Below are 25,638 nucleotides of genomic sequence, written 5' to 3' on the forward strand. Positions count from 1 at the left end.
TTGTACTAATTCACTAAAGGGTGAAACCCTTAAGTGAATTAGCAATTTCATGAAAATCAGCTAAATTTGACATTGAATCAATACAATTCCATTATTTTAAAGTATAATAGGATTGAATGTGATGAACATTAGAGAAATGAGGAAATTAGATAATGAAATTAGAAGCAAAAGAGTTACAAGCCTACTGGGAAAAATTAGGGTACCAAGAACCTTCCGTGATTCAAGAAAAAGCCTATGAACCAATGAAAGAGGGAGCGGATGTCGTTGGGATTTCGCCTACTGGGACAGGGAAAACGGTTGCCTATACGTTACCTATTTTGGCGAAAACAGTTGTTAAAGGTGGACTTCAAACAGTTATTATCACGCCTTCACAAGAGCTAGCAGTTCAAGTTGCTGCAGTTGTAAAAGAATGGGCAAAAGAGGTAGGTATTACCGTTCAACCTTTAATTGGTGGAGCAAGTATTAAGCGTCAATTGGAAAAATTAAAACAAAAGCCTGAAATTGTTGTAGGTACTGCAGGTAGAATTTTAGAAATTTCAGAAATGAAAAAATTAAAATTGCATCAAGTAGCAACTGTAATTTTAGATGAAGCCGATCAGCTATTGCAGCAAGATCAATTAGCAACTGTTCGTAAAGTTGTCGCTAAAATTCCCAATAAACCACAGTTAGCTTTCTTTTCAGCAACAAGCAATGAATTAATGCAAGATTTACCAAAATGGTTTAATGTAGAACCACTTTGGTTAGACGTAACTGCAGAAGATACCTCAGCTGGTAAAGTACTGCATGCTTATATTGAGACGCCAAATCGTAAGAGAACAGAAATGCTAAAACGTCTGACTCAAATCTCAGATTTTCGAGCATTAGTTTTTATCAATAATGTTGCCAATTTAGTAACTGTAGCTGAAAAATTAAGTTTTGAAGGAGTTTCTGTTGCTGTTTTACATGGTGAAAAATATAAAACAGAACGTCAGCATGCTTTACAACAATTTAGAAATGGTAAGGTTAAGTTATTATTAACGACAGATGTGGCATCTCGTGGATTAGATATACAAGGTTTGCCTTACGTAATTCAGTATGATTTACCTGTAGCAAAAGAAAGCTATGTGCATCGTTCTGGTAGAACAGCTAGAATGGGGCAAGCAGGGACCGTCTTAACACTGGTGAATGAACGTGATTTACGTGACTTCAAAAAAGTAATTGCTCCTTTAGAATTAGAATTAACGCGCTTGTATTTATTTGGTGGTGAATTAATGAATGAACGTCCTGAAACGATTACGGATGAAGTAACTACTAAGACAACTGAAAAAAGTAAGGCTAAAGCGAAAGAAAAAAATACAGAGCAATTAAAACCAAGTACTAAACCGGCTGCTGTAGTGAAGAAAAAGCATAAAAAGAAAGATCAAAAAAATAAAGGTGCACGCAAGAAGAAAATCGATAAATAGAATTTAAACAATAAAAGTAAGTCGTTTTACTTGCTTTAGCTCACTGAGTGGATAGATAATACTTAAGCTCAGTGGACTATTTTTTGTAGTCTAGTATTTTGATTGAACAGGGGGATTTTTATTGTGACGAATCGAAAAGCAACGGTATTTTCATTTTTAGAAAGTCGTTCTGAAAAAATGACAGCGGTTGAAATTGCGGCGGGATTAGATTTAGACCGAGCTAATGTAAGTCGATACTTAAATGAATTATATAAAGCCTGAATAATTCATAGCTTTAATTCTTTGGTACATTTTATTGAAATATGTATCACTAATATCCCTATCAACTGATTTTGACTAAAAAGTTACTTCAAACATTCACTGTTCAAAAATATTGAGGAATAAATTTTGGGTGTAAGGCATTTTGAGCATACTTCTCCCTGGATAACTTCCCAGTAAAAAAATCGTTAGATTGTTGGATTAGATCCATTGACTGGCTCGCCTCAGGCGAGCAAAGACCCTGTAGAATTCATTCTGATACACATGATAACTAGATAATTTGAGATAGACTCGTCTACCCGTTTGGACTAATTTCCCAGCAACTTTCAGAAACTTCAATCGAATAGAATGAATGGTCATTCCCTTTTGGACTTCCTCAAAGCCAATCGTTCTTAAGAAGTTGACTAAGTTGTAAGCTATCAAGCTGAGCATCATTCGGACATGATTCTCCAAAAAGCGAGGACTGTCTGTCTTGTCAAAGTAAAAGCCAGCTTTCGCTTCTTTAATGAAGTTCTCCATTGTGCCACGTTTGGCATAGAGAGAAAAGATGGTATCAGGAGAAACATTTTCTGATAGATTCGTCACGATAAACTCATGTCGAAAGAGTAGTTCGCCCGCTTCACGTGTTGAGCGTATACACACGCGACGACTTTGTGACCAGGATTGTGCTTGATAAGTGGTGGAGAAGTACTGAACTTCTCGTTCTTCCCACTTTTGATTATCGCCATAAAGTACTGATTTCTCAGCTATTTGACCTAGTCTACGATTATTCTTCAGTCGAATAACATAATGACTCTTTTTTGATTCACACGAATCATACACACCAGGTGTAGCGAACCCGCTGTCTCCACGAACCAAGATGTCAGTGTTTGGTAGAGAGTGATTATAGTGCTCTAATAAAGGTGTGAGAAACTCCTTTACGCCTTTTGATGTATATTGATTTCCTGAACGTAGTTCAGCTTTTAAGAAGTCACCAGTCAATCCGTCAAAAGCTACCAATGGATGATAACCATAGGTTTGGTAGTGGGTATTATAATCCGTTTGTTCTTGGTGACCAAATGTATCTGAATGGGTCGAATCTAAATCAATGATTAATTCCGTATCATTACGGATGAGGCGTGCTTTATCAATAAGTTCTTGGTTCAAAGCTTGAAGTTCATGGATATTCTCCTCAGATAGTCGATCTAAAAATCGAGAAAGTGAAGATTGAGAAGCGAGTTCTTTCCTATCTAAAACAGCTTTAAACACAGGATCTTGTCTCAGGAGATTAGCTGCAGAATCAGCTGAGTAACCAGCAATTAATTGCATAATGAACTGCTCAAGTATGGATAAGTTGTCATGAGTAAAATATGCTCGTTCGTCTTCAATGTGAATGTGTTGCTTAGCCAGTTCAGAAAAACCGAAGGTGTTCATCAGCTCTTTCACTAGGACGAGACCCGAATCACTCGATAATTGACCACCTGTATGAGAAATAGTGATATTTGAATTGAATTTTACTTGGTTTTTGTGTAAGCTAGTCATTAGAAGAACTCCTTTCTTTTGGTTGGTTTAGTCACTTTAACCATAGCAGAAAGGGGTTCTTTTTTCATCACTTAACGGGTGAAGATGAAAAAGTAATTGTAAGCTGCCGTGAGGCAGTTTCACATGGTTTTAATTAAAAGTATGAATTATTCAGGATAAAGAAAAGAAAATTGAAAAGATTAACGGACGTCCGGTTTTGTATCAACGATTAGAATCTAGTCCTATAATAAGTCAAGAAGAGGAACCAGAAGAGTCTTTTTCACATTTAATCGGAAGTAACGAATCTTTGAAAGTGATGATTCAGCAAGCTAAAGCTGCAATTCTATATCCACCTCGAGGCTTGCACACGATTATCTTTGGAAAAACTGGAACAGGTAAATCGTTATTTGCTGAATGCATGTATCAATTTGCGATAGAGGCCCAGACCTTACCGAAAGATGCACCTTTTATTTCCTTTAACTGTGCAGATTATGCTCAAAACCCGCAATTATTATTTGGACATATTTTTGGTATTAAAAAGGGTTCCTATACAGGGGCTTCAGAAGATCGAGTAGGTCTAATGAGTAAAGCAGACGGCGGGATTTTATTCTTAGATGAAATTCATCGCTTACCGCCAGAAGGTCAAGAAATGCTGTTTACTTTTATTGACAAAGGAACTTACCGTCCATTGGGAGAAAGTAGCCAAGTTTATGAAGCTAGTGTCCAAATTATTGGTGCAACAACAGAGAGTTCAGATACTTTATTATCAACTTTTAATCGCCGCATCCCAATGATGATTACGCTCCCACCTTTAGATCAGCGGAGCCTCGATGAACGGTATGAGTTAGTTGCGACTTTTTTGCAAAAAGAATCCAATCGTTTAGGGCAAAAAATTGTTGTTGAAAGAGACGTGTTGTTAGCTTTTATGCTCTACCATGCCGACGGAAATATCGGCCAAGTTCAGCGCGATTTAAAATTGGTTTGTGCGAAAGCCTTTCTACATTATCGAACACATCAAGAAGAATATTTAAAAATTTCGCAAAAAGATTTACCTTTGCAAGTTCAAAAAGGATTGTTACGGGTTAAAGAAGCACCAGAAAAAATGGAGCGTTTAATCGATAATAAGGTTAATGACTTTACGTATATCCCAGTTGACCAAAAAGGACAATCAGAAAATGATCTATCAGCTGATATGAGTGTTTATAATGTTATTGAAGAAAAAGTCGGGGAAATCATGGCTGAAGGTGGTATTCAAGACATTGATTTAGAAGAATTAATGGCAACGGATATGACGAAATATTTCCGTGATTATGTTGAAAAGTTATCAATGAGTGATGCTCATCAAGATTTGATTTCTAGTCAGCTTAGAAATTTGACAGATCGCTTGTATGATGTGGCGGAAGAACGACTAGATCGTAAGTACAATCCAAAAGCACGTTTTGCATTTGCCTTACATTTACAAAGCTCTCTTGAGCGCATCAAAGAAAATCGTCAAATTGTTCACCCTGACTTAAATAATGTCCGAAAAAAATATTCTAAAGAATTTCAAGTAGCAATCGATTTATCTGGGATGATTGAAGAGGAATACCAAATTGAAGTGCCTTTTGATGAGATTGGATTTATTACGATGTTTTTAACGTTGGATATCAGTGATACAGTTGTACCTAAAGCTGAATTGGTTTCGATTATGGTTTTAATGCATGGTAAATCAACAGCAACAAGTATGCTCGAGACAGTTCAAGATTTATTAGATACAAATGTTGGTGGTGCGATAGATATGCCCTTAACAATGGAAGTCCAAAAAATGTATGAGAAAGTCAAAAAAACAATTACGGAAAATCCAGAAACATTCAAAAATGGTTTGTTAGTTCTTAGCGACATGGGATCTCTAACTTCTTTTGGAAATATGATTTCTGAAGAATTAGGCATTCGTACAAAATCACTTTCGATGGTAAGTACTCCTATTGTTTTAGAAGCTGTTAGAATGGCTTCTGTTGGTCGGACGTTAGAGGATATCTATCAAAGTTGTCAACTGACTTTTGAAAATATGGTTAAGTCCAGTTTAAAAACAGAAAAACCTCAAAAGAAAGCTGTGTTAGTGACTTGTTTCACTGGTGAAGGTGTAGCTAAACATTTAAATGAAAGAATTAGTCCGGTTATAGATCAAAGCCGAACAAAAATTATTCAACTGCAATTTTTACACCGTGAGGCTTTCAAACAACATATTGATGAGTTAATGGAAGAATTTGAAATTAAAGCTATTGTTGGGACTGTTGAATTTGATTATCAAAATATTCCTTATTTTTCTGCATATGATATTTTCGATAATGAAAAATTAAATATTTTGAAACGTATTGTGGATGAAGATATTCCAATCGAACAAATGATTCAATCGTTAGAAGGAACGATTCGTAATGTTGGTTCTGTTCATAAGTTAGTCATGCAATCACAAAAAATCGTTCATCAATTACAAACAGATATGCATATTATTGTGGAGCCAGGGGTAGATACTGGGATTATCATCCATTTAGCCTTTTTAGTTGAACGTCTTAAAGTAGGTTCAATGATTCGAGAATTTCCAAATTTAGAAAATTATGTAAAAAAATATCGTTTAGAGGTTGATTTAGTCAAAGCAGCACTAATGACATTGGAAAAGCAGTATAGGGTAGTTATGGTTGAAGATGAGGTAGCTTATATTGTTCAAATGTTTATTGACAATCAAGTTCAATTAACAATCAATAAATAAAAAAACAAACTTTGTAGACGATTTCATATGTGTGTAAAAAAAGAATGTAGTGTGTAAATAAATGAAAGAGTAGAAAATGCTTTATTTTAAAGGGTTTTCTACTCTTTTGTTTTTGGCACGCTATTTGCATATATACTTAGTGTACAAGTAAATAATGAGATAACGCGTTTTTAGTAATGAGTTAGACGATTACTTGTTAAATGAAGGAGGAAGTTAAAATGGACGGTTTTATTAATTTTATGGAAAAGCACTTTATTCCAACAGCTTCAAAAATTGGAGCTCAACGCCATTTAGTCGCAATTCGTGATGCATTTATGGTGACAATGCCTTTAATGATTTTAGGATCATTAGCAGTATTATTAAACAACTTACCAATTCCTGGATTCCAAGAATTGATGAATTCAATTTTCGGAGGAGAGGCTTGGAAAGGCTTCGGTGGAAGTGTTTGGAACGGAACTTTTGCAATTTTATCTGTGCTTATTGCATTTTTAATCGCACATAACTTATTAAAAGGCTACGGTAAAGATGGCGTAGCTGGTGGAGTTGTTTCTGTCGCATCATTCTTTGCCTTAGGCGGAGCAACAGGAATGTCATCAAACGGTTTGTTTATTGCTTTAATCGTTGGTATCACTTCAGCAGAAATCTTTAATCTATTAGTTGGCAATCCAAAATTAATCGTTAAAATGCCAGATGGTGTTCCACCGGCTGTAGCAAAATCATTTGCGGCATTATTCCCTGCAATGATTACAATCAGTATTTACGGTTTAATCGCAGCAATTTTTGCTGGATTTGGCGTGACTGATATTATCGCTTCATTCTATGAATTAGTTCAAAAACCATTTATGGGTCTAGCTAGTACTTGGCCATCAGCTTTACTATTAGCATTTATTACACCATTCCTATGGTTCTTCGGTTTACACGGAGCAAATATGATTGAGCCTTTAATGCAATCAATCAATTTACCAGCAATCACTGCTAACCAAGAAGCAATTGCTGCTGGAGATGCAGCACCTTATATTGTGAACAAACCATTCTTTGATTCTTTTGTTAACTTAGGTGGTACTGGTGCTACTTTAGGATTAATTATTGCTATCTACTTGTTTGGTCGTCGTAATAAAGCGCACATGGTTGTAACAAATTTAAGTGCAGCTCCTGGAATTTTCAACATTAACGAACCAATGATGTTTGGTTTACCAATTGTTTTAAATCCAATTATGTTTGTACCATTTGTCTTAACACCAATGATTTTAGTAACAGTTGCTTATTTTGCAACAAGTACTGGACTTGTTCCAGCAGCAATTGCAATGCCACCATGGGTAACACCACCAATTATTGGCGGATTTATTGCTACAAACAGCATTGCAGGTGGAGTATTAGCAGCAGTAAACTTAGTAATTGCTATTGTTATCTACGCACCATTTGTTAAAATTGCTGAAATTCAAGAATTAAAAAAAGAACAAGCAATTTAATTTAGTAGGAGGCTGAGAATTAGGTTCTCAGCCTCCTTAATTTTTAGATAATAATGGTAGCCCTTTCAAGGTGTTGTATGGTAAAATAGAAGTGTTAGATGAATAAGAGTTTAGAAATTATTTTAAATTAGAGATACGGGGTTGAGAAATTTTGCTCAACTTAAATGAATTAAAAAATTAGGACGGAGTGAAATAAAATGGCAGAAAAAACAATTATGTTAGTATGTTCAGCAGGTATGAGCACAAGTTTATTAGTGACAAAAATGGAAAAAGCAGCAGAAGCTAGAGGTATAGATGCAGAAATTTTTGCAGTATCAGCTTCAGAAGCTGATTCAAATTTAGAATCAAAGAATATTGATGTAATGTTACTCGGACCACAAGTTCGTTTTATGAAAGCTCAATTTGAGCCAAAAGTAGCAGCAAAAGGAATTCCATTAGATATTATAAATATGCAAGATTATGGTATGATGAACGGTGATAAAGTTCTGGATCAAGCTCTTTCTATGATGAAATAATTAATAAAGTAGTGGGAGTTTGTGCGAAAGCATAACTCCCCTTTACTTTTCCTAAAGGAGATGTAGCTAGTTTTGGCGAAACAAACAATCGTATTGGTGTGTTCAGCGGGTATGAGCACAAGCTTATTAGTATTGAACATGGAACGAGCAATTGAAGCTAGAGGGCTTGATATTGATGTTTTTGCTATTTCAGGTTCAGATGTGGCGGATTTTTTAGAAAAACGACCAATTAATGTCATGTTATTAGGACCACAAGTTCGTTTTATGAAGCGACAATTTGGTCCGATATTGGAACCACGAGGAATTCCAGTTGAAGTTATTACCATGAAGGATTATGGTTTAATGGATGGAGAGAGCGTGCTAATCTGGGCTGAAGAATTAATGAAAAGCGCCAATTAAAAAGTGTTAAAGAATTTATCAACTGCTAGTAATTAGGTGATAAGTTCTTTTTGTTATATCAATAAAAAAAGCAATGAATCATTTATTAAGTAAACTTATACCACAGATTAGGTTACATTAGTGTGTAACTGTACGAAACTAAAAGTGTGTAGTGAAAAAGCTCTATAAATAGCTTTCTGACAAGCTTTGAGTTTTTTAAAAGTTGGCACGGTACTTGCATTATAATAAGGTGTAGAGATTAAATAATGAAATTGGAGTGAATTAAAATGGCAGAAAAAACAATTATGTTAGTATGTTCAGCAGGTATGAGTACCAGCCTATTAGTAACTAAAATGGAAAAAGCAGCAGAAGCACGCGGATTAGACGCAGAAATTTTTGCAGTCTCTGCTTCAGAAGCTGATACACACTTAGAATCAAAAAATATTGATGTGATGTTATTAGGACCACAAGTTCGTTTTATGAAAGCTCAATTTGAACCAAAAGTAGCAGCTAAAGGAGTACCTTTAGATATTATTAACATGCAAGATTATGGCATGATGAATGGTGAAAAAGTATTAGATCAAGCATTATCATTGATGAAATAATAATAAATTAAATAACGAAAGGGTGTAATATTGTGGGAGATCAAGAAAATTTAGAAACAATTATGGGATTAATTATTAATGGAGGAAATGCTAAAAGTGACGCAATGGAAGCTATCCAAGCAGCTAAAAAAGGTGACTTTGAATTAGCAGATCAAAAATTAATTGATTCAGATAAAGCGTTAGTGGAAGCACACCATTCTCAAACAGGTATGTTAACACAAGAAGCTCAAGGGGATCATGTTGCAGTAACATTGCTAACAGTTCACAGTCAAGATCACTTAATGAACGCTATCACTTTCCGTGACTTAGCAAAAGAAATGGTTGATTTATATAAAAAAATGGATGGAATTCCAGTAGCCTAAATTTAAGCTTGTATAAAGGGGAAGAATGAATCTTCCTTTTATACAAGAATTGATTTGAAAGCGGATTCTAATTTGTGGAATTTATGACTATTTTTACTTTACTTAGAAAAGTTATCTATTACAAAATTGTTAAATAAATAATTAGGAAAGAAGGAAAGAAAAATGATCGTATTTAATGCACCAGTTCAACAAGATAAAATTATTGAAACATTAACAAGCTTTAATGAAGAGGGAATAAGCTACGAATTTGTTGAGAAAAAAGGAATTAAATTGTACTTTAAGTCAGCAACAGATGATCAAGAAGCCGCGGCTAAAAAAGCCAAAGAAATCATTAAAGGAACTCCATATGGCGGAGTCTTGTACTTTCAAGTAACAGTAGAGGAAGGATGAGTTAAATGCAAAAAAATGGATTGTTTGTAATGAGTATCGGAATGTTGACAATCATGTCTAGTGCTTTTGGAGCTGAAATGAAAATAAACTATTTCATTCTAATTACGGGTCTATTTTTAATAGGCACAGGATTTTTTATTTTCAGAAAAGGAAAGTCACAAGGAAATGAAAAGACGGAGGGGAAAAAATAGATGGAACTGATTAAAGAATTAAATGTATCCGCTGAGTATTTTTATGGACGAGTGATGGAATCTGTTTTATATGATATTCGTCAACATACTGAAAAATCAATGAGTAAAGATCAACTTTCTGGTTTCTCTTATAGCAAACAATTCGCTCCAAAATCCTCAGGAAAGATTATTATTACTGAAATTTTAGAGAATCAAGTATATGCATTTAAAACAATTACAAGTCGAAATGAATTTGATGCCAAATATGTAATTGATGCTATTGATGAAACACACTGTCGCGTAACTTATACGGAAAAAATGGAGTCGAATGGAGCATTCCAAACTATGAATGATCGAGTAGTAGGGACATTATTAAGTTATTTCCGTAAAAAGAATATGAAAAAGATGCTACTTTCAATTGAGCAATTATAAGTAGAATTCTAAATAAAAACAAAGGTTGGTTTTAACTAATCTTTGTTTTTTTGTTTGAAAGAGGTGTTTAATTTTTTATTAAATTAGAAATAGTGAAATTGAAAAAAAGCAGATACTGACTAGACAATTGTGAGCTTTCATGAGAAAATATAGCTTGTGAGCTTTTGAAGTTCCTGTAGCTCAGGGGATAGAGCACTCGTTTCCTAAACGGGGTGTCGCTGGTTCAATTCCAGTCAGGAACGTAACGGAAAATATGATAAGATAAATTTGTTAATAGATTTTGTTTAAACTCTATTTTAGCAATGAAAATAGGAGGTTCAGAGTAGTTTCTACTCCGAACCTCCTATTCAGATAGACTACTTGGCTACGAATAGTTCTTTAAAAACATTTAGAACAAGGTTCCAAACCTCGACTGAGAGCATCTTCTAAGCTTGCGTCTGTATATGTTCCATTGCCGCATTTACGAATATGGTATTTAGATCCAGTTGGCGTAACTAAAACACGTTGGCCAGTGTTATCTTGTTGCGGGGCAGCAGCTGCAGCTTGAGCAACTCTATTTTCTTCAGCAACAGCTCGTTCATTTGCAAGTCGTTGTTCTTCAGCAACTCTTTGGGCTTCTTGAACTCTTTGTTCTTCCGCTATCCGCGCTTCTTCAGCGGCAATTCGCTCAGTTTCAGCTTTTTCCTTAGCCTCAGCTACAATCTTTTCTTCAGCTTCAACGGTTTGTTTAACTGTATCTAATCGAGAAACAATAGTTGAATCCTTAGTTGTTAAAGCAACAACTAAAGTACTCGCTTTATTATAATTTTCGCGGGTAGGTGTAGCTTCTGCAAGAATTAAAGCATCTGTTGCTTCTTTTAATTTTTCGGCTTGCAACTCTTTTTCAGCTTGAATTTTATTTTCAGCTGCTAACTTTTCTTCGCTTGCTTTTTTTTCTTTTTGTTTTTTGATATCACTCGCGCTAGTATCTTTTTTACTACCTGGATTTGGCTTTGATCAGACTCTACTGATTCAGTTGTGGGGCTCAAAGCTAGACTAGAACCAAACAATAAAACACTAGCAGTTAAAAAACTAATTTTCTGTTTTTTTGGACTACTTTTAAAAGTGGCAATAAAATATAATAAGGAACCAAAGCTACTATACCAAAATAGAATAAAAAGTCCATCAGTAAAAGTAAACAGAGCTGTAAGAAGTCCTAGAAAAATACTAATTCCATATTTAAGATGGATGTTCCAACTACTATATCTCCACATAAAGTAGGCTCCTAATGGAAAAAATAATACCAACCATAATATAACTTTCCAATTTTTCATTTTCTACCTCCAAATTATTTTAGTTTTACAATGTAATTATAACATAAACTCGATTATTACTCTATATAATCTATTTAATTTGGATTTGTATGAATAGAGGCTTTAGTCGAGTAGCTCATTAATTTTATTAGGTAAATAAAAGCATAAAAAAACAAGCTAAAATAAAAATCATTTTAGCTTGTAATGAACTACTTTATTTTATGCCCAATTGCCTTTACGGAAAATAGGAACACGGGTACCATCTAAACGAATTCCATCAACATCCATTTCATTTGATCCAACCATGAAATCAACATGGACATCACTACGGTTCAAACCAGCAGCAATTAGCTCTTCTTCTGTCATTTCCGTTCCACCTTCTAAACTAAAGGCATAGGCAGAGCCTAAAGCTAAATGATTAGAGGCATTTTCATCAAAAAGAGTATTATAGAAAACAATTCCTGATTGTGAAATTGGGGAAGGATCTGGAACTAATGCAACTTCACCTAAGCGCTTAGAACCGTTATCTGTTGCGATTAGATGCTTAAGAACATCTTCCCCTTCTTTTGCAGTTACATCAACTACTTGACCATCTTTGAAAGTAAAAGTCATATCTAAAATAGTTGTACCTGCATAACTAAGTGGTTTTGTACTTTTAATTACACCATCCGCTCGATTTGCATCTGGAGCAGTAAAAACTTCCTCTGTAGGCATATTTGCCATGAATTTTTCACCGCGAGCATTAAAGCTCCCAGCACCTTCCCAGCGATGACCTTTAGGTAATCCAATTGTGAAATCAGTACCTGGTGCAGTGTAGTGTAGCGCATCAAATTGTTCTTTATTTAATTCATCAGCTTTTGATTCAAGTAATTGATCATGAGCATTCCAAGCCGCAACAGGGTCTGGAGTATAAATTCTAGTTGTTTTAAAGATTTGGTCCCAAAGTGCATCAACTTGCTCTTCACTAGTCGCTAAATTAGGGAAAACTTTTGCTGCCCATTTCTCACCTGAAGCAGCAACAACTGTCCAACTAACTTTATTTGATTGAGTAGCAATACGCATAGCTTTAAGGGCTTTTCCAGCAGCACTTTGATAAGCAGCAACTTTAGTTGAATCAACACCTGACAGTGCATCAGGGTCAGCAGAACGGACGCTAATACGGCTAGCGTTCTTTTCTAGCTGGTCTAAAGATTCATCAATCTTATATTGTGGAATATCTGTTAGGCGTTCTTCAGGTGTGCCTAGGAAGATCTCGCGATTGATTTCATCATCTGTCCATTTTACAATGACCTCAGTAGCCCCTTTTTTATAAGCAGCTCGAGTAATAAGACGTGCAAGAGGTGCTTGTTCAACATCAATTTGTAAAACAACAGTTTGTCCTTTATCAACGTTTACCCCCGTGCTAACGATTAAATCAGCATATTTTTGTAAATTTTCTTGAAAATTTGGTAGTACCATAAAAAAATCCCCCAGTTCTTGATAAAGTATTTTTGTATCAATAACTAAATTGATTGACTAGATAATGATAGCATAGCCTGTTTTAAGAAACAATTTTTTTAGAAAAAATAACAAATAATAACAGATCAATTTAATGAAAGAAGAGTATTTAAGGGCATTTTGATAAAATAACTGTAACAAATTGTTAATAATTTTAAAATAAACGGCCTTAACACTAAAAAAGTTCTTTTTTTTATGCTACAATGATGTTAAAATAACAATAACGTTTATTTTTATATGGAATGGAGGAAACTCGGTGACTAGGAAAAAAGTAATCATGAAGAACCAAATATTAGATGCAGCTTATTCAATAGCAAAAAGAGACGGTTTATCGTTGATTACTGCTCGAAATGTAGCGAAGGAAATTGGATGCTCAACGCAGCCGATTTATCTTGAATTTGAGAATATGGATGAATTAAAGTCGGTCCTCTTAGATAAAATTCAGCGCCAAATGTCAGATAAATTGATGGAAAGAAAAGTGACTGGAAATCTATTTACAGACGTGTCATTAAATTACATTGATTTTTCTAAAAACGAGAAAAAATTATTCGAAATATTATTTAATGCTAATTTATTAATTGTCGATTTAACGAAAACTGAGTCATATCAATTTTTGTTAGAATCATTAGTTGAAGATATAACGGAACAATTAACTAATGAAGAAATCAAAACGTTATTCTGTGATTTATGGATTGTTATTCATGGTTTAGCTTCATTAACGACTGTGGGACAAGTAAATAATGATGATGCTGCTAATGAAAAATACATTAAACGTGCTAAATCTGGTATCATTGAAGCAATTAAAGGATCAAAATAGTGCTCGGCACTAGTGAGATAATAAAAAGTAAGTTTTTCTAAAATAATGAAACGAGGTGTAGCCTAATGGCTAGAAAGAAAACAATTACAAAACAACAAATTTTAAACGCAGCATATGATGTTGTTAGAACAGAAGGTTTTGGTGGATTTACGGCTCGTAATATCGCTAAAAAAATGAAATGTTCAACTCAACCAATTTATTTAGAATTTAAAAATATGGATGATTTAAAAAATGAATTATTCGAGAAAATTAAAGGTTATTTAAAAACTGAAATTTATTCTCATGAACACACAGGGGATCCACTTTTAGATGCCTGTTTAAATTATATTTATTTTGCTGATACTGAAAAAGTTTTATTCCGAGCTTTATACATTGAAAATCATTTAGGCATTGAAAAAATGCATAAAATTTCATTAGACTTTGCCATGAAATTAATGAATGAAAAAGAAGAAACAAAAAATCTTTCAGATGCAGATAAATTCCAAGTATTTACAAAAGTTTGGATTGTTGCACAAGGAATTGCTTCATTGTTATCTTCAGGCTTATTGCCAATGGATTCTGAACAAGTTGAAACAAGTTTACGTGAATCATTGTCAGACATGATTTTAGGCGCTCGTTACGACGCTTAAACAAAAAATAAAAAAGTGAGTTAGCTAATATCCATTAGTCGACTCACTTTTTTTCGGATTAAATATATAAGATATACTCTTGGTAGAAATAGTTTTAAATAAATGATGAGTCACTATTCGTTTGTTTTATTTTTAGTTAAGAAAGAAGAGTAGCTATACAAAAAAATTCCTGATTATGATATGCTACCAATGAGGTGATAAAATGAAAATTAGATACCAGCAGAATTTAATTAGGCTATTCTTTATTGCCTATATGTTTGCGATTTACTTTATATCTTATCGGTATCAGCTAATGTTGTTGAATGGATTATTAGCTTACATACCTATTGAATTATCTTTTTGGTTGACGAATAAAAAACTTAAATCTACTAGTCTTTTTTTTATTATCAGTGCTGTTTGGCTTGTTTTTTTCCCAAATCTGCCCTATTTATTAACAGACTTAGTTCATCTAAGTTGGTTACGACCTTATATTCAAGATAGTTATGCTTTGCTAAGTGCACCGAATATTTGGAAGGACTTTTATTTACTGTTAGCTGGAGTGATTGGCTTTTTGATAGTGGGTTATCATAGTTTGAAAGCTTTTGGAGATGCATTGGCAATTCGGTTTAACTTTAAAAAGAACTATTATGTTCATCTTTTTTATCTATTTATTTGTGGGATTTCTAGTTTTGGAATTTATTTAGGGCGTTTTTCAAGGCTTCATACGGTCTATTTAATTACTGACCCAATCGAATCAATCAGAGCGATTATTGATGCATTTGAGCCAAATATGTATCTATTTATTTTAGGTTTTACTATATTACAGCTTATTCTATTTTATGCAGTTAGCTTTATACGGCTGGATAATACATCATTTAAGGCTTGAAATAGCGGTTGAAAAGTATCTTTAGATTAAAAAAAAGAGTTAAAAATCAAATTGAATTGATTTTTAACTCTTTTTTTATAGTTTGCTAACTAATTCTTTAGCAAATGCTTCTAATTTTTGGATATCCTCTTCTTCAGCAGCGAGGTCAATTTTGACACTTTCAGCACCTTTAGTCGCTCCAGTTTCAATAAATCGTTCAGTAAAGTCATCAATCGATTTACAAAAATCGTCATAAAATGTATCGCCAGATCCACAAGTCCCAAAAATTTTACCAGTTAAATCAACATCAGCTAAGTCTTCATAAAAATCGACAATTTCATCTGGTAAATCACCGTCGCCGTATGTATATGTAGCAACAATACATAAGTCAACATTTTCAAAGTCATCAGGTTCAGCATTAGTGCACTCAACAGTTTCAACATCAATGTTTAAATTTTCAAGCGCTTCTGCGACCACATCGGCAATTTCTTCTGTATTTCCCGTCATACTTGCATAAACAATTTTAGCACTTGGCATTTCAATCATCCCTCCATAGTTCAATTCAACTATTACATCCTTCAAATTATAACAAATATAGCGTTACAAATGCAATTAAAATCACAAATAGTTTTTTTTGCTTTCAAAGACTCTTTAAATAGAAATAAATTATTCTTAAATCTGACTAAATAGTTGATAAATTCAGTTTTTATTAGGATTTTTAAAATTCTTTAAACAAGATTGGTTCACAAAACAGAAAAATGCGTTATAATAGAGAAGATGAAAGCTTAAGCTACATGTAGTTTAAAAGAAAAGAGGAATTGTATGATAACATTAAAATCTCCACGTGAAATTGAAGCAATGGCGGAATCAGGTGCTTTACTGGCTAATGTGCATATTGCTTTGCGTGATTTTATTAAGCCTGGCATTACAAGTTGGGATATTGAAGAATTTGTAGATAAATTTATAACAGATCATGGAGCAATTGCTGCACAAAAAGGCTTTGAAGGCTATAAATATGCAACTTGTGTTAGTATCAATGATGAAATTTGTCATGGTTTTCCTAGAAAAGAAGTCCTAAAAGATGGTGATTTAATTAAAGTTGACATGTGTGTCGATTTAAAAGGAGCATTATCAGATTCTTGCTGGAGTTATGTCGTTGGAAAATCAACGCCAGAGCTAGACCATTTAATGGAAGTAACGAAGAAGTCATTATATTTAGGGATTGAGCAAGCTCAAGTAGGTAACCGGATTGGTGATATCGGACATGCAATTCAAACCTATGTAGAAGGCGAAAACTTAGGCGTAGTTCGTGAATTTATTGGTCATGGTATTGGCCCAACAATCCACGAAAGTCCAGCTGTACCTCATTATGGTGAAGCAGGAAAAGGGTTACGTTTAAAAGAAGGTATGGTTATAACAATCGAACCTATGGTCAACACAGGAACTTGGAAATCTAAAATGGATGACAATGGTTGGACCGCACGCACAAAAGATGGCGGAATTAGCTGCCAATTTGAACATACTTTAGCTATTACTAAAGACGGCCCTCGTATTTTAACCTCACAAGGCGATCAATAAAATAAGTTTAAAGAGGGTACAACTGAAATTAGTTGTACCCTCTTTTTTTATCCAGTTCTCCAGCTTAACGAGCTTTTTATTTAGGCTAGCTCTTATGAGCCAACTCCTTGAGAAAAAGATAAAAATTCAAGGTGACAAAAAGCATCACATTAATTTTTCCTATTTTCTTATCAGAGCTACCCGGCTCAACGAGCTTTTTATTTAAGTAAATACTTTCTTTTTTCTATCTTTTAGCTTAGAATTGAAAGGCATAACAAGTTTTTTAGATGTCTTAAGAGTACGAGGAGTAATAAATGACTAGCTCAAAAAAAATGAATAAGTATTTTAATAAAAAGGAATGGTTACGTTTTTTTGAAACCATTCAGAGGAAGTATCAAGAAGCTGAAGTAACAAACTCTTCAGTAGTTATTGCCTACTATTTATTATTATCTTTCTTCCCAATTGTAATCATTATCGGAAATTTACTGCCATTGCTGAATCTAGATATCAATACGATTTTACCTTATTTTTCTACTATTATTCCTGAAGCCATTTACCAAGAAATCGTTGAAACCATTCATCGTTTGTTGACTTCTAGTAGCAGTGGAATGTTATCTTTTGGTATTGTTGCCGCTTTTTGGGCTGCTAGTAAAGGTATGAATGCGATGCAGGTAAGTATGAACAAAGCCTATGGAGTTGAACCAAGAAAGAACATGTTTGTAATTCGATTAGCTTCATTGGCATTTACTTTAATTTTAGTTTTAGGCATTGTAGCATTAGTTTTAGTGTTCAGTTTTGGACAAGTGGTTTTGAATTATTTAACTCCACTTTTACAGTTGCCAGAAGAATTAGTAGCTATTTTTCAAAGTGTCAAATGGCCAGTTACGCTGTTTGTCTTATTATTTGTATTTACCTTAGTTTATTACATGGTTCCTAATGCGCAAGTAAAGGTTAAATTTGTTTTGCCAGGTGCTATATTTGCTACAATAGGTTGGGTATTGTTATCACAAGCATTCGCCATATATGTACGCTACTTTTCAGGTAGAACCTTAAGCTACGGGAGTGTAGGGATTTTTATTGTTCTAATGCTTTGGTTAAATGGTTCTGGAATTGTTTTAACCTTAGGCGCAGTTATTAATGCTTCAATCGATGAATTTAGACATGGAAAGATAGAAAATAATAGTAGTCGAATCGGTGATTACTTCGAACGTCAGATTAATAAAGGTAAAGATAAGTTAACAAATAAGAAATAAAATAAAAAGCTATAGATGTTACTCTTTTGTAGAGTGCCATCTATAGCTTTTTGATTGTAAATAGAGTTTAAGTCATATGTGAAACAAAAATTTAATGAACTTCTGATGAATCGGAAATAAAAGGACTGTCTTGTTTCGCGTTTTTTTATTCTAATGAAGCAGGTGTAGGTAATAAGTTTCTTTTTTTACTGTTATATAAGAAAAAAAAAGAATGGAAAATTCAATGGAAAAAGAGATAATGTGATAAGGTTTAAGAATTTTAACCGTTGTTATTAACTAAAATAAATTATAAATATTTTAATGATTTGTTTTTCTATTAATTTAGTATACATATATATTTAGAATTATCATTTTATTTAGCCCTATTTAGCCCACAGAGTGGGGAGAATATGATATAATTATTAAGGTCTAGTTTGTAACTAAATATAAAAAAAGAAACTTAAAATGAATAGTTTATTAGTAGGAGGAAAAAATGGAAGAATCGATTAGTTTAACAGAGCTATTTGAGGTTATAAGAAAGCGTTTAGCTTTGATCATTGGTTTAGGTTTAGCAGGAATAGCCTTAGCTGCAGTAGTAACTTTTTTCTTGATTACGCCAAAATATAGTGCCACAACACAATTATTAGTTAATCGAGCGAATGAAGAAGGGCAATCAACCAATCAATTGGCAGACTTGCAAACAGATGTTCAAATGATTAATACGTATAAAGATATTATCAAAGGTCCGGTTATTTTGGACGAAGTAAGAAAAGAGTTGAAAACCAATTTGACTACAGATCAATTGAAAAGTCAGATTGAAGTGATTACACAACAAAATTCACAAGTATTTACAGTTCAAGTTACGGATGCAGATCCGTATGTAGCTGCAGATATTGCAAATGCTGTAGCTACGGTTTTCCAAAATAAAATCGGCGATATTATGAGTGTGAAAAATGTAACACCGATTTCTAAAGCTGTTCCTAATTCTTCACAGATATCTCCTAACTCAACCATTAATATGCTGATAGGCTTAATTATTGGATTATTACTAGGTGTTGGTGTGGCTTTTGTCCTTGAATTTTTAGACAAAACGGTTCGAGATGAAAAATTCATTAATGATACGCTAGGATGGACTAATTTAGGAGCGGTTTCTGAAATGGATGAAGAAGAATTGACAGCAATTTTACCTGCTGGAGTAAATACTAGACGAGCAGCACGAAGCCGCGTATAAAGGAGATTGACTAGAATGTTTAAATTTAAAACAAATAAAGAACCCTGAATAATTCATAGATCTAATTTTTTTGGGAAAATAACGTTTATACATCGATTTGAGTTGAATTTTCTTTTTTCAACCGGTTTGTACTTGCGAAAACAGATTTCCTTTTGTTTTTTTAACGAAGATAGGGAATCTGGAGCTGTTTTTGGGCGCACGAATCCCTTAGTGATTCCATGTCTTTTTAAAAGCTGATTGCTATTTTACGCTTGCCAACTGAGTTGCTGGATTTTATCCAGTAACTGATAAAACAAGTCTTGATAGACATGATAGGAGCTCATCCGTAAAAGCAATCTTCGGCCACTGTGGACTAATTTACCCGACACCTTGAACAGGCGGAGCCGCAATGTGTCGACTTGGAATGTCGCTTCCTTTTCAGGTAGACAGATGGTCTTCATGAAGTTGACCAGGTTGTAAGCCAACAGGCTTACCATCATCCGCGCATGATTTTCCAAGAAGCTTGAGCTATCCGTCTTGTCGAAATAGAACCCATTTTTCGCTTCCTTGATGAAGTTCTCCATGGTGCCACGTTTATGGTAAATCTGGAAGATGGTTTTCGCGGATAATTCCTCGTGAAAATTAGTGACCACGTACTCGTGACTGAACACCAGCTGATTCGCTTCCCGAGTCGATTTGATACAGATTCGACGTTTTTGGGGCCAGCTATTGGCTTGATAGAACGCGGAATAGTGGTGGACTTCCCTTTCATCCCAGGAATGGTTGTCCCCAACCAGGACATAGGATTCCGCTAGTTTTTCCACGACTTTATTTGATTTCAGGCGGATGACATAGAAACTTCCGTTGGATTCACATGTATCATAGACCTCGGGCGTCGCAAAGCCGCTGTCTCCCCGGACCAAAATATCAGTGCAGGGAAGGACTTGACAGTAATGTGCGAGCATCGGTGCCAGAAAATCTTTTACACCTTTTGACGTATACACATTGCCAGAACGAAGTTCTGCTTTCAGAAAGTCTCCCGTGAGGCCATCGAAGGCCACCAACGGATGATAGCCCTGTGTGCCGTAATGGGCATTGTACTCAGTCTTTTCTTGGTTCCCGAACGTATCCGAATGTGTGGAATCTAAATCGATGATCATTTGGGTATTGTTCCGTTCCATGCGGACCTTGTCCAGCATGGCTTGGTTCAGTTCCTGAAACTGTGCAATGTTCTCCTCGCTGATCCGGTCCCAGAAGCGGGATAGTGAGGCCTGGGAGGCGATGGCTTCCTTATCCAAAACCAACCGAAAAATGGGATCTTCCTTCAAGAGATTGGCGGATGAATCCGCGGAATATCCGGCAATCAACTGGAAGAGCAGCTGTTCGAGCAGGGAGATGTTGTCATGAGTCCAATAAATACGGTCCTCATTGAAGTGGAGGAATTGCTTCGCGAACGAATAAAATCCAAGCGAATCCATGAATTCCTTCACCAAGATGAGACCGGCATCCGACGAAAGATTACCACCGGTGTTTGACACCACCATTTTAGAGTTGAATTTTACGTGTTTTTCCTGTAATGTAGCCATTGAGAGAACCCCTTTCTTGGTTTAGTTTAGTCACTTTAACCATAGCAGATTGGGGTTCTTTTTGTACACCCAAAGGGTGCGGAAAAAGAAAAGAAGAACCGCGCGTTAATAGGCTTTTAATAGAGTATCAGAAATTCTATGAATTATTCAGGAGAACAATTGATTGAAAGTCAAAAAAATGGTGCTAGTTTAGTCACTGTAACAAAACCTAATTCTGTTGTTGCTGAACAATTCAGAACCATTAGAACGAATATTCAATTTTCAATGATTGACCGAGATTTAAAATCATTAATTTTCACTTCGTCAGGACCAGGTGAAGGGAAATCAACAACGTCAGCTAATTTAGCGGTTGTCTTTGCGACACAAGGCAAGAGAGTTTTGTTAGTGGATGCAGATATGCGAAAACCATCTGTTAATAAAACCTTTAAGTTATCAAATCATGAAGGGTTAACAACACTGTTAACAGAAAAAGAAGTCGTACTTGGTGATGTTGTCCATGAAACCAATACTGAAAATTTATTTATTTTAACTTGTGGCCCAATTCCTCCTAATCCTTCAGAATTATTAGATTCAAAAAAGATGAATCGTGTAATTGAAATTCTAGAAGAAACTTTTGATTTAGTTATTTTTGATATGCCACCAATTGTATCTGTAACAGATGCGCAAATAATGGCATCAAAAACAGATGGAACAGTTTTTGTTATTCGTAATGGAATTGCTACTAAAGAAGCAGTTTTGAAAGCTAAACAATTACTTGATATAGTCAACGCTAATGTAGTTGGAACAATTTTTAATGCATTAGAAAAAAGAAAAGTTAAAGCTTACAAGTATTATGGAATTGAAGGTGAAAACTAATGATTGATTTACATTGTCATATCCTACCAGGTATTGATGATGGGGCTCAATCATTAGAAGATTCCTTAGCTATGGCTCATATGGCAATAGCTGAAGGAATTACACATATTTTAGTGACACCTCATCATAAAAATGGTGTTTTCATCAATGAAAAAAACGAAATCAATCAAAAATTGATAGAGTTGCAAAACGAATTTGATTTACGAGAAATTCCAATCAGCTTATTTCCAGGGCAAGAAGTACGAATCAACGGCGAGTTAATGGAAGAAATAGCTGACGGAAAGATTCAGTTTATTGATGAGGAAGACCAGTATTTATTAATTGAGTTTCCAACAATGTCTGTTCCAGCTTATTCAGAAAATTTATTTTTCGAACTAAGTAAAAAAGGTATTATTCCAATCATTGTTCACCCAGAGCGCAACCAAGTATTTATGGATAACCCTAATGCATTAAAACCATTTATTGAAAGAGGGGCTTTAGCACAGTTAACAGCTGGGAGTTATTTAGGTAAATTTGGTAAAAAAATTCAAAAAGTGAGCAAACAAATGTTGGAGGCAAATCTTGTTCACTTTATTGCGTCAGATGCACATAATACGACTTCTAGAAGCTTTTTAATGAAAGCAGCTTATGACAAGTTGGGGCAAGATTTTGGAAATAGAAAAGCTGAAAGTTTTAAGCAACTAACAAAAGATTTAATTAATGGTGAAATAATTAATGTAAATGCACCAAAAAATGTAAAAGAACATAAAATTTTTGGCTTGTTTTAAAAGGAGGAGTATCAAAATGATCTTGACGAGAAATGTCAAAAAAATCATTTTAATCAGTCTTGATAGTTTAGCGATAATCTTATCAAGTATTGCAGCATATATTTTTTTAACCCCATATATTGATCCTTCTAATAGTTTTTATATTGGTGTTGTTGGAATCTGTCTGTTTAGTTATATGGGTTTAGCGACATATTTTAAATTGTTTTCAAAGATAAATCGTTATACTAGCCTAAAAGAAATTTTAAATGTTTTTATTTGTGTTAGCTTGGCTTTCTTTTCTGCTAGTTTAGTATCTTTGTTAGCGATTAATAATATAAGTTGGAGATTTCTAGTACTTATGTATGTATTTTCTTTGTTCATAATTGCCGGTAGCCGAATTGTATGGCGCATTTTGATTGAGATGAGAAATAAACACTTAGATGGTGAGCAAAAAGTAAACAAAATAAGAACATTGGTTGTTGGAGCTGGAGAAGGTGGCAGTGTCTTTATTAAAAGTTCAAGAAAAAATGATAATGAACTTAAGATTATTGGGATAGTAGATAGTGACCAAACAAAACAAAATACTTATTTATATGAAATACCTGTTATCGGTCTGATTGAAGATATACCGGAACTGGTTCATGAGTATGATATTGCCCAAATTACAATTGCTATTCCTTCTTTAAAAGCAATTGAATATGAATATATTTTAGATATCTGTAATCAATCTGGCGTTAAATTCAATTTAATGCCTTCAGTTGAAGATGTTTTAAATGGTAAATTATCAGTTAGCCGTTTCAGAAAAATTGATGTAGTAGACTTACTAGGTCGCGAAGAAGTTAAGTTGGATATGCAGCAAATTTCTAAAAAACTACACGGAAAAACAGTTTTAGTCAGTGGAGCAGGTGGATCAATTGGATCTGAAATTTGCCGTCAAATTATGAAATTTCATCCCAGAAAATTAATTTTATTAGGACATGGTGAAAACTCAATTTATTTGATCCACAAAGAATTAGGTCAGATTTTTGGAAGTGATACGGAGATTATTCCGGTTATTGCAGATATTCAAGATCGTGAACGTATCTTTGAAATCATGAAAGAATATAGACCAGATCGAGTATACCATGCGGCTGCTCATAAGCATGTACCGATGATGGAGTGTAATCCAAAAGAAGCTGTTAAAAACAATATTTATGGCACAAAAAATATGGCAGAAGCGGCAAAAGCTGCAGATGTTGGAAGTTTTGTCATGATTTCAACAGACAAAGCAGTAAATCCACCTAATGTGATGGGAGCGACAAAACGGATTGCAGAAATGATTGTAACAGGCTTAAATGAACCGGGTGAAACTAAATTTGCTGCTGTTAGATTTGGAAATGTACTAGGTAGCCGTGGTAGTGTGGTTCCTTTGTTTAAAGAACAAATTGAAAATGGTGGGCCGATTACAGTTACTGATTTTAGAATGACACGCTATTTTATGACAATTCCAGAAGCTAGTCGATTAGTTATTCAAGCGGGTGCTTTGGCTAAAGGTGGAGAAACCTTCATTCTAGATATGGGGGAACCCGTTAAAATAGTTGACTTAGCCAAAAAAGTTGTAAAATTAAGTGGGTATACTGAAAAAGAAATTGCGATTATTGAAACAGGTATCCGACCTGGTGAAAAATTATATGAAGAGTTGTTAGTTGATGGTGAGAAAACAAATGAGAAGGTCTACGATAAAATATTTGTTGGTAAAGTGTCATCGACTAGCATTAAAGAAGTAGAGCAATTTATTGCAGAACTTAGTAGAAGCGATGAGAGTAAAATTAGAAAAGATATTTTAAACTTTACGAATGTAAAATAAAGGAGGAACAAGTATGTACAAAAGTTTTTTTAAAAGATTAATTGACTTTAGTTGTTCCTTACTATTGATAATCATACTTAGTCCAGTTATTATTTTAACTGCCTTTTTTGTCGCTATATTCTTAGGAAGACCAATTATATTTAAACAACAGAGACCGGGTTTAAATGGAGAAATATTTACAATTTATAAATTTAGATCTATGAATGAAAAAAGAGATAGTAACAATAAATTATTTTCTGATGAAATTAGGCTAGGGAAGTTTGGCAAGTATCTTCGTAAATTAAGTTTGGATGAATTACCCCAACTTTTTAATGTGTTGAAAGGTGATATGAGCTTTATTGGTCCACGTCCCTTATTGGTTGAGTATTTACCATTGTATTCACAAATACAAAAAAAGCGTCATGAAGTTAAACCTGGAATCACAGGTTGGGCACAGGTAAATGGTAGAAATGCGATTACTTGGGAACAAAAGTTTAAATTAGATGTTTACTATGCGGAAAATTCTAGTCTGTGGTTGGATATTAAAATTATCTTTTTAACATTCTACAAACTAGCAAAACGCGCAGATATAGCGAGCGAAAATCATGTAACTGTTGCTAAATTTACTGGATCAAAGGATTGTGAATAGTATGGGAACTATTTTAGTTATTGGAAATGGTGGACATAGTAAAGTTATCAGAATGATGATTGATAGAAGTTCAAACAAGCGATTAGCAATTCTTGCTGACGATACGATTGAAAATCAATTTGAAGAAAATAAGATTATATATTCGCCCTTAAGCGAAATTAAAAATAATAAAAATCAGTTTGAAGAGTCAATCATTGCGATTGGAAATAATCAAATAAGAAAAAAGATATATGAACGATTTTCTGAGATTAACTATGCAACATTGATTGACCCATCTAGTATGATAGCTCATGATACAATTGTTGGAACTGGTTCAGTTGTGATGCCGAAAGTGATTATTAATCCTAATGTACGAATAGGTATGCACTCTATAATCAATTCAGGAGCGATAGTTGAACATGATTGTAAAATCGGTGATTTTTGTCACATTTCTCCAGGAGCGGTTTTAACTGGCGGAGTAAAAACAGATAATTTGGTGCATATTGGAGCTAATGCAACGATACTACCAGGAATCCATATAGGTGAAGGTGCCGTGATTGGTGCAGGTGCTGTAGTCACGAAAAATGTGCATAAAAACCAAGTTATGGTTGGAAATCCAGCTAAAGAATTAGGAAACTAAGGAGGAATTATAA

27 protein-coding genes, 1 tRNA gene and 1 pseudogene are annotated in these 25,638 nt (G+C 34.2%); 23 read left to right on the plus strand and 6 right to left on the minus strand.

What is annotated here, in order from left to right; genetic code table 11:
* Positions 1 to 152 precede the first annotated feature (152 nt).
* Positions 153 to 1,442: a DEAD/DEAH box helicase gene (locus BR77_RS15665; protein WP_016356566.1), complete on the plus strand. Its 1,290-nt coding sequence runs from the start codon at positions 153 to 155 to the stop codon at positions 1,440 to 1,442.
* 123 nt (positions 1,443 to 1,565) lie between these two features.
* Positions 1,566 to 1,703, plus strand: a complete 138-nt coding sequence (locus BR77_RS19565) for a helix-turn-helix domain-containing protein (RefSeq protein ID WP_155520278.1) — start codon at positions 1,566 to 1,568, stop codon at positions 1,701 to 1,703.
* 198 nt (positions 1,704 to 1,901) lie between these two features.
* On the opposite strand, the gene BR77_RS15670 is transcribed toward BR77_RS19565, so the two are convergent.
* Positions 1,902 to 3,221 (minus strand): IS1380-like element IS1678 family transposase, encoded by a 1,320-nt coding sequence (locus BR77_RS15670; protein ID WP_015075518.1) that lies wholly within the window; start codon positions 3,219 to 3,221, stop codon positions 1,902 to 1,904.
* A gap of 157 nt (positions 3,222 to 3,378) precedes the next feature.
* On the opposite strand from BR77_RS15670, the pseudogene BR77_RS15675 reads away from it, so the two are divergent.
* The 10 genes and pseudogenes from BR77_RS15675 to BR77_RS15720 all read left to right on the plus strand — a co-directional run.
* Positions 3,379 to 5,946 (plus strand): annotated as a pseudogene (locus tag BR77_RS15675) (sigma-54-dependent transcriptional regulator); the annotation flags it as partial.
* A gap of 218 nt (positions 5,947 to 6,164) precedes the next feature.
* Entirely contained in the window at positions 6,165 to 7,415 is a 1,251-nt protein-coding gene (locus BR77_RS15680; protein WP_010051676.1) for a PTS sugar transporter subunit IIC, read from the plus strand.
* Positions 7,416 to 7,612: 197 nt separating this feature from the next.
* Positions 7,613 to 7,930 (plus strand): PTS sugar transporter subunit IIB, encoded by a 318-nt coding sequence (locus BR77_RS15685; RefSeq protein ID WP_010051677.1) that lies wholly within the window; start codon positions 7,613 to 7,615, stop codon positions 7,928 to 7,930.
* Between the two features lie 72 nt (positions 7,931 to 8,002).
* Complete coding sequence (locus BR77_RS15690; protein WP_010051679.1) at positions 8,003 to 8,329, plus strand: PTS sugar transporter subunit IIB; 327 nt, start codon at positions 8,003 to 8,005, stop codon at positions 8,327 to 8,329.
* A 266-nt stretch (positions 8,330 to 8,595) separates the two neighbouring features.
* Positions 8,596 to 8,913, plus strand: coding sequence for a PTS sugar transporter subunit IIB (locus BR77_RS15695; protein WP_010051681.1), 318 nt, complete (start codon positions 8,596 to 8,598; stop codon positions 8,911 to 8,913).
* A 32-nt stretch (positions 8,914 to 8,945) separates the two neighbouring features.
* On the plus strand, positions 8,946 to 9,275 hold the full coding sequence (locus BR77_RS15700; RefSeq protein ID WP_015077089.1) for a PTS lactose/cellobiose transporter subunit IIA: 330 nt from the start codon (positions 8,946 to 8,948) through the stop codon (positions 9,273 to 9,275).
* A gap of 162 nt (positions 9,276 to 9,437) precedes the next feature.
* Positions 9,438 to 9,665: a hypothetical protein gene (locus BR77_RS15705; RefSeq protein WP_010051683.1), complete on the plus strand. Its 228-nt coding sequence runs from the start codon at positions 9,438 to 9,440 to the stop codon at positions 9,663 to 9,665.
* A gap of 5 nt (positions 9,666 to 9,670) precedes the next feature.
* Complete coding sequence (locus tag BR77_RS15710; protein WP_010051685.1) at positions 9,671 to 9,856, plus strand: DUF6609 family protein; 186 nt, start codon at positions 9,671 to 9,673, stop codon at positions 9,854 to 9,856.
* Entirely contained in the window at positions 9,857 to 10,267 is a 411-nt protein-coding gene (locus tag BR77_RS15715; RefSeq protein ID WP_015077087.1) for a DUF3284 domain-containing protein, read from the plus strand. It begins immediately after the preceding gene.
* Positions 10,268 to 10,436: 169 nt separating this feature from the next.
* Positions 10,437 to 10,509: transfer RNA gene (locus BR77_RS15720), tRNA-Arg, on the plus strand.
* Between the two features lie 136 nt (positions 10,510 to 10,645).
* Here the strand turns inward: BR77_RS15720 and BR77_RS19570 are convergent.
* The 3 genes from BR77_RS19570 to BR77_RS15735 all read right to left on the minus strand — a co-directional run bounded on the left by BR77_RS19570 (position 10,646) and on the right by BR77_RS15735 (position 13,017).
* Entirely contained in the window at positions 10,646 to 11,143 is a 498-nt protein-coding gene (locus BR77_RS19570) for a hypothetical protein (RefSeq protein WP_035065661.1), read from the minus strand.
* 32 nt (positions 11,144 to 11,175) lie between these two features.
* Complete coding sequence (locus BR77_RS19575) at positions 11,176 to 11,580, minus strand: hypothetical protein (protein WP_035065663.1); 405 nt, start codon at positions 11,578 to 11,580, stop codon at positions 11,176 to 11,178.
* A gap of 198 nt (positions 11,581 to 11,778) precedes the next feature.
* Positions 11,779 to 13,017 (minus strand): aminopeptidase, encoded by a 1,239-nt coding sequence (locus BR77_RS15735; protein WP_015077085.1) that lies wholly within the window; start codon positions 13,015 to 13,017, stop codon positions 11,779 to 11,781.
* A gap of 295 nt (positions 13,018 to 13,312) precedes the next feature.
* Between BR77_RS15735 and BR77_RS15740 the strand changes: the two genes are divergently transcribed.
* From BR77_RS15740 to BR77_RS15750, 3 genes are all read left to right on the plus strand, one after another.
* Positions 13,313 to 13,873: a TetR/AcrR family transcriptional regulator gene (locus BR77_RS15740; RefSeq protein WP_015077084.1), complete on the plus strand. Its 561-nt coding sequence runs from the start codon at positions 13,313 to 13,315 to the stop codon at positions 13,871 to 13,873.
* A 65-nt stretch (positions 13,874 to 13,938) separates the two neighbouring features.
* Complete coding sequence (locus BR77_RS15745) at positions 13,939 to 14,502, plus strand: TetR/AcrR family transcriptional regulator (RefSeq protein WP_010051695.1); 564 nt, start codon at positions 13,939 to 13,941, stop codon at positions 14,500 to 14,502.
* Positions 14,503 to 14,704: 202 nt separating this feature from the next.
* Positions 14,705 to 15,367: a DUF1361 domain-containing protein gene (locus BR77_RS15750; protein WP_035065670.1), complete on the plus strand. Its 663-nt coding sequence runs from the start codon at positions 14,705 to 14,707 to the stop codon at positions 15,365 to 15,367.
* Positions 15,368 to 15,442: 75 nt separating this feature from the next.
* Here BR77_RS15750 and BR77_RS15755 read toward each other — a convergent pair whose 3' ends face one another.
* Positions 15,443 to 15,883, minus strand: a complete 441-nt coding sequence (locus BR77_RS15755; protein ID WP_035065674.1) for a flavodoxin — start codon at positions 15,881 to 15,883, stop codon at positions 15,443 to 15,445.
* Positions 15,884 to 16,168: 285 nt separating this feature from the next.
* On the opposite strand from BR77_RS15755, the gene map reads away from it, so the two are divergent.
* From map to BR77_RS15770, 3 genes are all read left to right on the plus strand, one after another.
* Positions 16,169 to 16,924, plus strand: a complete 756-nt coding sequence (map, locus tag BR77_RS15760) for a type I methionyl aminopeptidase (RefSeq protein ID WP_035065676.1) — start codon at positions 16,169 to 16,171, stop codon at positions 16,922 to 16,924.
* 293 nt (positions 16,925 to 17,217) lie between these two features.
* Positions 17,218 to 18,156, plus strand: a complete 939-nt coding sequence (locus BR77_RS15765) for a YihY/virulence factor BrkB family protein (RefSeq protein WP_010051702.1) — start codon at positions 17,218 to 17,220, stop codon at positions 18,154 to 18,156.
* Between the two features lie 472 nt (positions 18,157 to 18,628).
* Positions 18,629 to 19,366: a YveK family protein gene (locus tag BR77_RS15770; protein WP_010051703.1), complete on the plus strand. Its 738-nt coding sequence runs from the start codon at positions 18,629 to 18,631 to the stop codon at positions 19,364 to 19,366.
* Between the two features lie 245 nt (positions 19,367 to 19,611).
* Here the strand turns inward: BR77_RS15770 and BR77_RS15775 are convergent, their stop codons facing one another.
* The gene (locus BR77_RS15775; RefSeq protein ID WP_015076361.1) at positions 19,612 to 20,931 is read right to left on the minus strand and encodes an IS1380 family transposase; all 1,320 of its coding nucleotides are present in this window, start codon (positions 20,929 to 20,931) and stop codon (positions 19,612 to 19,614) included.
* A 138-nt stretch (positions 20,932 to 21,069) separates the two neighbouring features.
* Between BR77_RS15775 and BR77_RS15780 the strand changes: the two genes are divergently transcribed.
* From BR77_RS15780 to BR77_RS15800, 5 genes are read left to right on the plus strand one after another with little or no spacing between them, the layout of a single operon-like run.
* The gene (locus tag BR77_RS15780) at positions 21,070 to 21,786 is read left to right on the plus strand and encodes a CpsD/CapB family tyrosine-protein kinase (protein ID WP_051926771.1); all 717 of its coding nucleotides are present in this window, start codon (positions 21,070 to 21,072) and stop codon (positions 21,784 to 21,786) included.
* A complete protein-coding gene (locus BR77_RS15785; protein ID WP_035065679.1) occupies positions 21,786 to 22,553 on the plus strand; it encodes a tyrosine-protein phosphatase in 768 nt (255 codons plus the stop codon). The genes BR77_RS15780 and BR77_RS15785 overlap by 1 nt, the downstream gene beginning before the upstream one ends.
* A 16-nt stretch (positions 22,554 to 22,569) precedes the next feature.
* Positions 22,570 to 24,378 (plus strand): polysaccharide biosynthesis protein, encoded by a 1,809-nt coding sequence (locus BR77_RS15790; protein WP_035065682.1) that lies wholly within the window; start codon positions 22,570 to 22,572, stop codon positions 24,376 to 24,378.
* A 13-nt stretch (positions 24,379 to 24,391) separates the two neighbouring features.
* Positions 24,392 to 25,006, plus strand: a complete 615-nt coding sequence (locus BR77_RS15795) for a sugar transferase (RefSeq protein WP_035065685.1) — start codon at positions 24,392 to 24,394, stop codon at positions 25,004 to 25,006.
* A gap of 1 nt (position 25,007) precedes the next feature.
* Positions 25,008 to 25,625, plus strand: coding sequence for an acetyltransferase (locus BR77_RS15800; protein WP_035065688.1), 618 nt, complete (start codon positions 25,008 to 25,010; stop codon positions 25,623 to 25,625).
* The last annotated feature ends 13 nt before the right edge of the window (positions 25,626 to 25,638 follow it).

The organism is Carnobacterium maltaromaticum DSM 20342, from assembly GCF_000744945.1.
GTDB lineage: Bacteria > Bacillota > Bacilli > Lactobacillales > Carnobacteriaceae > Carnobacterium > Carnobacterium maltaromaticum.

Bases quoted from the DNA above. Each gene is read 5' to 3' on its own strand.
- BR77_RS15670 (WP_015075518.1), bottom strand. From the start codon at position 3,221: ATGACTAGCTTACACAAAAACCAAGTAAAATTCAATTCAAATATCACT.
- BR77_RS15765 (WP_010051702.1), top strand. From the start codon at position 17,218: ATGACTAGCTCAAAAAAAATGAATAAGTATTTTAATAAAAAGGAATGG.
- BR77_RS15755 (WP_035065674.1), bottom strand. From the start codon at position 15,883: ATGCCAAGTGCTAAAATTGTTTATGCAAGTATGACGGGAAATACAGAA.
- BR77_RS15750 (WP_035065670.1), top strand. From the start codon at position 14,705: ATGAAAATTAGATACCAGCAGAATTTAATTAGGCTATTCTTTATTGCC.
- BR77_RS19575 (WP_035065663.1), bottom strand. From the start codon at position 11,580: ATGAAAAATTGGAAAGTTATATTATGGTTGGTATTATTTTTTCCATTA.
- BR77_RS15705 (WP_010051683.1), top strand. From the start codon at position 9,438: ATGATCGTATTTAATGCACCAGTTCAACAAGATAAAATTATTGAAACA.
- BR77_RS15745 (WP_010051695.1), top strand. From the start codon at position 13,939: ATGGCTAGAAAGAAAACAATTACAAAACAACAAATTTTAAACGCAGCA.
- BR77_RS15680 (WP_010051676.1), top strand. From the start codon at position 6,165: ATGGACGGTTTTATTAATTTTATGGAAAAGCACTTTATTCCAACAGCT.
- BR77_RS15785 (WP_035065679.1), top strand. From the start codon at position 21,786: ATGATTGATTTACATTGTCATATCCTACCAGGTATTGATGATGGGGCT.
- BR77_RS15695 (WP_010051681.1), top strand. From the start codon at position 8,596: ATGGCAGAAAAAACAATTATGTTAGTATGTTCAGCAGGTATGAGTACC.
- BR77_RS15735 (WP_015077085.1), bottom strand. From the start codon at position 13,017: ATGGTACTACCAAATTTTCAAGAAAATTTACAAAAATATGCTGATTTA.
- BR77_RS15795 (WP_035065685.1), top strand. From the start codon at position 24,392: ATGTACAAAAGTTTTTTTAAAAGATTAATTGACTTTAGTTGTTCCTTA.
- BR77_RS15665 (WP_016356566.1), top strand. From the start codon at position 153: ATGAAATTAGAAGCAAAAGAGTTACAAGCCTACTGGGAAAAATTAGGG.
- BR77_RS15780 (WP_051926771.1), top strand. From the start codon at position 21,070: ATGAATTATTCAGGAGAACAATTGATTGAAAGTCAAAAAAATGGTGCT.
- BR77_RS15775 (WP_015076361.1), bottom strand. From the start codon at position 20,931: ATGGCTACATTACAGGAAAAACACGTAAAATTCAACTCTAAAATGGTG.
- BR77_RS15715 (WP_015077087.1), top strand. From the start codon at position 9,857: ATGGAACTGATTAAAGAATTAAATGTATCCGCTGAGTATTTTTATGGA.
- BR77_RS15790 (WP_035065682.1), top strand. From the start codon at position 22,570: ATGATCTTGACGAGAAATGTCAAAAAAATCATTTTAATCAGTCTTGAT.
- BR77_RS15800 (WP_035065688.1), top strand. From the start codon at position 25,008: ATGGGAACTATTTTAGTTATTGGAAATGGTGGACATAGTAAAGTTATC.
- BR77_RS15710 (WP_010051685.1), top strand. From the start codon at position 9,671: ATGCAAAAAAATGGATTGTTTGTAATGAGTATCGGAATGTTGACAATC.
- BR77_RS15685 (WP_010051677.1), top strand. From the start codon at position 7,613: ATGGCAGAAAAAACAATTATGTTAGTATGTTCAGCAGGTATGAGCACA.
- BR77_RS15770 (WP_010051703.1), top strand. From the start codon at position 18,629: ATGGAAGAATCGATTAGTTTAACAGAGCTATTTGAGGTTATAAGAAAG.
- map (WP_035065676.1), top strand. From the start codon at position 16,169: ATGATAACATTAAAATCTCCACGTGAAATTGAAGCAATGGCGGAATCA.